At 76.7% G+C, this 6,375-nt stretch carries 6 protein-coding genes; 5 read left to right on the top strand and 1 reads right to left on the bottom strand.

Features of this window, described 5'->3' with window-relative positions; all coding sequences use genetic code 11:
• Positions 1-337 precede the first annotated feature (337 nt).
• A complete protein-coding gene (locus tag AB0N04_RS38290; protein ID WP_360222612.1) occupies positions 338-1,363 on the bottom strand; it encodes a winged helix-turn-helix domain-containing protein in 1,026 nt (341 codons plus the stop codon).
• 256 nt (positions 1,364-1,619) lie between these two features.
• On the opposite strand from AB0N04_RS38290, the gene AB0N04_RS38285 reads away from it, so the two are divergent.
• The 5 genes from AB0N04_RS38285 to AB0N04_RS38265 all read left to right on the top strand — a co-directional run bounded on the left by AB0N04_RS38285 (position 1,620) and on the right by AB0N04_RS38265 (position 6,182).
• On the top strand, positions 1,620-2,492 hold the full coding sequence (locus AB0N04_RS38285) for a sugar isomerase (protein ID WP_360222609.1): 873 nt from the start codon (positions 1,620-1,622) through the stop codon (positions 2,490-2,492).
• Positions 2,489-3,409 (top strand): ROK family protein, encoded by a 921-nt coding sequence (locus AB0N04_RS38280; protein ID WP_360222606.1) that lies wholly within the window; start codon positions 2,489-2,491, stop codon positions 3,407-3,409. The genes AB0N04_RS38285 and AB0N04_RS38280 overlap by 4 nt, the downstream gene beginning before the upstream one ends.
• Positions 3,406-4,374 (top strand): 1-phosphofructokinase family hexose kinase, encoded by a 969-nt coding sequence (locus AB0N04_RS38275; protein WP_360222603.1) that lies wholly within the window; start codon positions 3,406-3,408, stop codon positions 4,372-4,374. Before AB0N04_RS38280 ends, AB0N04_RS38275 begins: the two co-directional genes overlap by 4 nt.
• The gene (locus AB0N04_RS38270) at positions 4,362-5,198 is read left to right on the top strand and encodes a class II fructose-bisphosphate aldolase (protein ID WP_360222600.1); all 837 of its coding nucleotides are present in this window, start codon (positions 4,362-4,364) and stop codon (positions 5,196-5,198) included. The genes AB0N04_RS38275 and AB0N04_RS38270 overlap by 13 nt, the downstream gene beginning before the upstream one ends.
• Before the next feature lie 270 nt (positions 5,199-5,468).
• Positions 5,469-6,182, top strand: coding sequence for a hypothetical protein (locus tag AB0N04_RS38265; protein WP_360222597.1), 714 nt, complete (start codon positions 5,469-5,471; stop codon positions 6,180-6,182).
• Positions 6,183-6,375 lie beyond the last annotated feature (193 nt).

Below are 6,375 nucleotides of genomic sequence, written 5' to 3'. Positions count from 1 at the left end.
CTCGCCGCCGAGGCCGGCGATGGCGGTGCCCTCGACGGTGAGTCGGCCGCCCTCGACGACGCCGCCGGGCAGGACCAGCCGGGCGCCGGCCAGAGCGATGCGGGAGGGAGTGTGGTCGGTGGTTCTCACGCGGTGTTCACCTCCGGGGGTGCGACCACCTCCCGGGCCGTGACGGGCACCGCGGAGAGATGATCGAAGCTGCTCGAAACGTGGCAAGTGTAGGCAGGTGTGAGCAACTGCAGCCCCGCGCCGACGGGGTGGCCCGGAGCCGCCGAGGGGCGCTGAGGAGCCCTGCGGGCGCCGGGGAGCGCGGTGGAGGCCGACGGAGAGCGGGACTTCAGCACGGGGCGGTGCCCGTCAGCAGGTCCGCGGCGCGGGGAGTCTGCTCGTACAGGACCCGCTGCCCGGTGCGGGTGCGGGTGATCAGGCCGGTGCGGTGCAGGATGCCGAGGTGGTACGAGACGGTGCTGGCGGCGAGGAAGTGCCGCTCGCCGAGCTCCGCGGTGGTGCGGGCGGTCCGCAGGTCCGTCAGCAGCCGCGCCCTGGTGACCCCGAGCAGGTCGCGCACCGGGCTCCCGCCGCCGGGGCCGGGTCCGGACCGGGCCGGGTAGGCGAACATCGGCAGCCGGGTCGCGGGGGCCGGCACGGAGTCGATGACCAGGCGCAGGTCGGTGGCGAACGCCGAGGGCGTCAGGACCAGCCCGGTGGTGTCGGGGATCCGGCCCTGGAAGCGGGTGATCAGGCGCAGTCGGCCGTCGGCCAGGGAGACCCGCGGGTGCAGGGTCGAGAGCATCCCGGAGAGGCCGTCGAAGGCCGCCGTCCGAGCCCGGTGGGTGATGTCGGTCTCCAGGCGGGCGCGCAGCGCCGACCAGTGCGGGGCCAGGGCGGTGTCCCACAGCACCTGGAGTTCCGCGGCCGCCCGCTCCGCGAACTCCTGTTCGCCCCGCTCCAGCGCGTCGCGCAGCGACACCGGGACGGTGGCCCGGCCGGTCAGGCGCTCCGCGTCGATCCCGCGGGTCATGACGTCGAGCTCCCAGCGCAGCCGGGCCGAGCCGGTGGTGGCGACCGCGTGCAGCTCGTCCTGCACCGAGGCCTCCGGCGCCTCGGGCTGCGGGGTGAGGAAGTCCGGCACGTAGTCCCCGGCGTCGGTGAACAGGGCGTCCAGCAGCACGAGTCGGCGCTCGCGCACGGTCTCGCGGACCAGCCCGCGCCAGCCGCCCGCCCGTGCGTCTCCGGCGGGTCGTGCCCGGCCCGCTCGTGCGTCTCCGCGCAGCAGCCAGAGCGCGCCCAGTGCGTTCGCCAGCGGCGAGATCGCGAACCGGGTGTTCGCGAGCACGGCGCGGTCCAGGTCGAGGTGGAGCACGGCACCCCCCGGGTCGGGCCGCGGCCGTCCGGGGCCGTGCGGCGCTGGGCTTCGGAGTCGACAGGAGTCGATGGGAGTCGATCGAACCATCCGCGGGGCGGGCCCGTCACCCGCTCGGGGCAATCGGCGGCCCCCGGAGGCTTCGCGCCGTCCGGTGCCTCCCGCGCCCTCCGGCGCCCACTGTTCAATCATGAGTGTCTGGTCTATCTTTTGCTCATCTTCAAGCATTTACATGCAGGATTGTGCAGGAGGTTCCATGTCCCACGTCGCCGCGGAGATCGCCAGCCAAGCCGCCTGCTGGTCCCGGGCGCTGGAAGCGCAGCCCACCGGCCTCCCCGAACCGGGCGAGCGCGTCGCCGTCCTCGGCTGCGGCACCTCCCTCTACATCGCGCAGGCCTACGCCGCCCTGCGCGAGGACGCCGGCCTCGGCGAGACCGACGCCTTCGCCGCCTCCGCGTTCCCCGGTACACGCCGCTACGACCGGGTGGTCGCGATCACCCGCTCCGGCACCACGACCGAGGTGATCGACGCCCTGCGGCGGGCCTCGGGCACCGCCACCACCGCGATCACCGGCGACCTCGACACGCCCGTCGCCAGCGCCGCCGACACCGTCGTGGACCTCTCCTTCGCCGACGAGCGGTCCGTCGTGCAGACCCGCTTCGCCACCACCGGCCTGGCGCTGCTGCGTGGCCACCTCGGCCTCGCCCCGGCCGACCTGCCCGACCAGGCCCGCCGGGCCGCCCACGCCACACTGCCCGAAGCCGCCCTGGCCGCCGAGCAGTTCACCTTCCTCGGCACCGGGTGGACGGTCGGCCTGGCCAACGAGGCGGCGCTCAAACTCCGCGAGGCCTCCGGCAGCTGGACGGAGTCCTACCCGGCGATGGAGTACCGGCACGGCCCGGTCAGCATCAGCGCCCCCGGCCGCGTCGTCTGGTTCCTCGGCGAGCCGCCCGCCGGCCTGCTCGACCAGGTCCGCGCCACCGGCGCCACCGTGGTGGCCTCCGGCCTGGACCCGATGGCCGAGCTGGTCCGCGCCCAACGACTGGCCGTCGCCCTGGCCGAGGCCCGCGGCCTCGACCCCGACCGGCCGCGCAACCTGACCCGCTCGATCATCCTCGCCCGGCCGTGACCGTCATCGCCCTGGACGTCGGCGGCACCGAGCTGAAGGGCGCCGTCGTCGCCGAGGACGGCACCCTGCTGCAGGCCGAACGCTGGCCGACCCGGCCCGAACGCGGCCCGGCCGCCGTCCTCGACACCGTCCTCGGCCGCGCCGCCGAACTCGCCGACCTGGCCCGCCGGGCCGGGTCGGAGCCCCGCGCTGCCGGCATCGTCGTCCCCGGTCTGCTCGACGAGGCCGCCGGGACGGTCGTCCGCGCCGTCAACCTGGACTGGCACGACGTCCCGATCCGCCCCCGGCTGGCCGAACACCTCGGCCTGCCGGTCGCGTTCGGCCACGACGTCCGTGCCGGCGGCCTCGCCGAGGCCCGGCTCGGTGCGGGCCGCGGCAGCCCCTGCTTCCTCTTCGTCCCCGTCGGCACCGGCATCGCCGCCGCCGTCGTGGACCGGGGCCGCCCACTGACCGGCGCCCTGGGCGCCGCCGGCGAACTCGGCCACCTCATCGTCCGGCCCGGCGGCGAGCGCTGTGCCTGCGGCGGCCGCGGCTGCCTGGAGACCGTCGCCTCCGCCGCCGCCATCGCCCGCCGCTACGGCCGCGCCACCGGGCGGCCCGGCACCACTGCCGCCCAGGTGCACCGGCGCGCCGCCGACGGCGAGCCGACGGCCGTGCGCGTCTGGAGCGAGGCCGTGCACGCGCTCGCCGACGGACTGGCCGCGGCCACCGCGCTGCTCGACCCCGAACGGATCGTCATCGGCGGCGGCCTGGCCCGGGCCGGTGAGGACCTCCTCGGCCCGTTGCGCCCGGCGCTCGCCGAGCGGCTGCCCTTCCGCCCGCGGCCCCGGCTGGTCCGGGCCGAACTCGGCCCCCGCGCCGGCAGCCTCGGGGCCGCGCTGCTGGCCCGCGCCCTCGCCCCGGGAGGCGACCGGTGATCCTCACCGTCACGCTGAACGCGGCCGTCGACGTCACCTACCGGCTCGACCGGGTGGCCCGGCACGGCAGCAACCGGGTCACCGCCCCCGCCGAACGGGCCGGGGGCAAGGGGGTGAACGTCGCCCGGGTGCTCGCCGCGCTCGGCCACGACACCGTCGTCACCGGACTGGCCGGCGGCGCCACCGGCGAGGCCCTGCGCGCCGACCTCGCCACCGCCGGCCTGCGTGACGAGTTCGTGCCGATCGACGGCACGACCCGGCGCACCGTCACGGTGGTCGAGGAGGAGCTCGGCGACGCGACCGTCTACCTGGAGCCCGGGCCGACCGTCAGCGGGGCCGAGTGGTCCCACTTCACCGCCCGGTACCGGCGGTTGCTGCGGTCGGCCCGGGCGGTGGTGCTCGCCGGATCGCTGCCGGCGGGCGTGCCCCCGGACGCGTACGGCAGGCTCGTCGCCCTCGCCGCGCAGGCCGGCGTGCCGGCCGTGCTGGACGCCGAGGGCGCCGCGCTGCGGGCCGCACTGGCGGCCGGCCCCGCCCTGGTCAAGCCCAACCAGGCCGAACTGGCCGCCACGACCGGGCCGGTGGACCCGCTCACCGGCGCCCGGCGGCTGCGTGCGGCCGGCGCCAGGGCCGTGGTCGTCTCGCTCGGGCCCGGCGGACTGCTGGCCAGCACCCCCGACGGCGACTGGCGCGCCCGGCCGCCCGAGCCGGTCCGCGGCAACCCGACCGGAGCCGGGGACTCCGCCGTCGCCGCGCTCACCGCCGGCCTGGTCGCCGGCACCCCCTGGCCCGTGCGGCTCGCCGAGGCGGTCGCGCTGTCCGCCGCCACCGTCCTCGCCCCGCTCGCCGGCAGCTTCGACCCGGTCGAGCACCGGCAGCTGCTGCCCCGGGTGCGGGTGCGGCCGGTGTACCCCGGCAGCCCCGCCCGCCCCGCCGCCCCACAAGGAGACCCATGCCCCTCGTAGCCACGGGCTCGATCGTCGAGCCGGCCGCCCGCCGCCGGCACGGTGTCGGGGCCTTCAACGTCATCCAGCTGGAACACGCCGAGGCGATCGTCGCGGGTGCGGAGCGGGCCGGGGCGCCGGTGATCCTGCAGATCAGCGAGAACGCCGTGCGCTACCACGGGGCGCTGGCGCCGATCGGCCGGGCCACCCTCGCGGTGGCCCGGGCTGCGGCCGTCCCGGTCGCGGTCCACCTCGACCACGTGACCTCGGCCGAGCTGGTCCGGGAGGGCGTCGAACTCGGCTTCACCTCGGTCATGTTCGACGCCTCCGCGCTGGACTACGAGGCCAACGTCCGGGCGACCGCCGAGGTGGCCGCCCGGTGCCACGAGCGGGGCGTCTGGGTCGAGGCCGAGCTCGGCGAGGTCGGCGGCAAGGACGGCGTGCACGCCGCCGGGGCCCGGACCGACCCGGGCGAGGCGGCCGCCTTCGTGGCGAGCACCGGGGTGGACGCGCTGGCCGTCGCGGTCGGCAGCTCGCACGCGATGCTGACCCGGGACGCCGTCCTCGACCTGGAGCTGGTGGCCGCCCTGGAGCGGGCCGTCCCGGTGCCCTTGGTCCTGCACGGCTCCTCCGGTGTGGCCGACGACCACCTGGCCGCCGCAGTCGAACGCGGGATGACCAAGGTCAACATCGCCACCCACCTCAACAAGGCGTTCACCGCGGCCGTCCGGGCCTGTCTGGACGAGCACCGGGAGCTGGTGGACACCCGCCGCTACCTGGGTGCCGGCCGGGCCTCGGTGGCCGCCGAGGTGGCCCGGCTGCTGGGGGTGCTCCGGGCGGTCTGACCCGGCCGACGCCCGGCCGACGCCCGGCCCGACCGGACCGCTCGGCCCGGCCCGCTCCGGCCGCCATAGTGCTCCGGAAGCCCCGGCGTCAATGTGCTGACGCGGCGTCATGACCGGTTCCGGACAAAGGTTCGTCATCGGCCGTGTTCATCTGATCCGCACGGTACTTCCACATCTCCTCCGCGTAGGGTGGCCCACGTTCCGCCGCCGCGGACCCGCGGCCGGGACGTCTTTCCGCATGCCCACCGACCCGACAGGAGTGAGTCGTCCATGAACATCCGCCACCTGGTGACCCGGCTGACGGCCGCGGTCGTCCGCCGGGGCGTCGGCGCCACCGGCGCCGCCCTCGCCCTGATAGCCGCCGTCGTCCTCGGGGGCACCGTCGGGGGCATGTCCTCCGCCGAGGCCAAGCCGGCCGGCTGGGGCGGCCCGGGCCAGTGGTCCTGCTCGGGGGCGCCGGTGCCGGCCGGGTGGGTCATCACTGGCTACGACCGGACGGGCTGTCAGGGCGCGGGCTCCTGGTACCAGCAGCCCGCCGCCGACGGCCTCTACACCTGCTCGGGCTCGCCCGTCGTCACCGGTTACGTGATCACCGACCACCAGCAGGCGGGCTGCAACGGCATCGGTTCCTGGCGGCACAACCTGGCCAAGGACGGCATCTGGACCTGCTCGGGCTCGCCCGTCGTGACGGGCTACGTGATCACCGACCACGTCAACAACGGCTGCAACGGCATCGGCTCGTGGCGGCACAACCTCGCCAAGGACGGCATCTGGACCTGCGGCGGCTCCCCGGTGGTCGCCGGCTACGTGATCACCGACCGCATCATCAACGGGTGCAACGGCGTCGGCGCCTGGCGCCACAACATCGCCCGGGTCGGCATCTGGACCTGCCCCGGTTCGCCCGTGCCGCCCGGCTTCCGCTCCACCACCTACTCGGCCTCCGGCTGCAGCGGCCTCGGCGCCTGGGTCCTCGCCCGCGCCTGACGCACGATCGGCACCCGGCGCCGGGTGACCTGTTCCACCGCGAGGGCGCCGCGCCTCCCCCGTACGCGGCGCCCTCCCGAGCCCGGCCGCCGGCCGGGCCCCGCAGGCCCCCGCCGGCACCACCCGCGGGGGCGCCGGGGGGTGGGGCTGCGACCCCGCCGCCCCGCCCGGCTGGGCGGGCGGCCGCGGGGCG

Source organism: Kitasatospora sp. NPDC051702, assembly GCF_040681575.1.
Taxonomy (GTDB): Bacteria; Actinomycetota; Actinomycetes; order Streptomycetales; family Streptomycetaceae; genus Kitasatospora.
The sequence above is the reverse complement of the archived record's forward strand: the minus strand, read 5'-3'. Positions and strand labels throughout refer to the sequence as shown.

Bases quoted from the DNA above. Each gene is read 5' to 3' on its own strand.
- AB0N04_RS38270 (WP_360222600.1), top strand. From the start codon at position 4,362: ATGCCCCTCGTAGCCACGGGCTCGATCGTCGAGCCGGCCGCCCGCCGC.
- AB0N04_RS38265 (WP_360222597.1), top strand. From the start codon at position 5,469: ATGAACATCCGCCACCTGGTGACCCGGCTGACGGCCGCGGTCGTCCGC.
- AB0N04_RS38285 (WP_360222609.1), top strand. From the start codon at position 1,620: ATGTCCCACGTCGCCGCGGAGATCGCCAGCCAAGCCGCCTGCTGGTCC.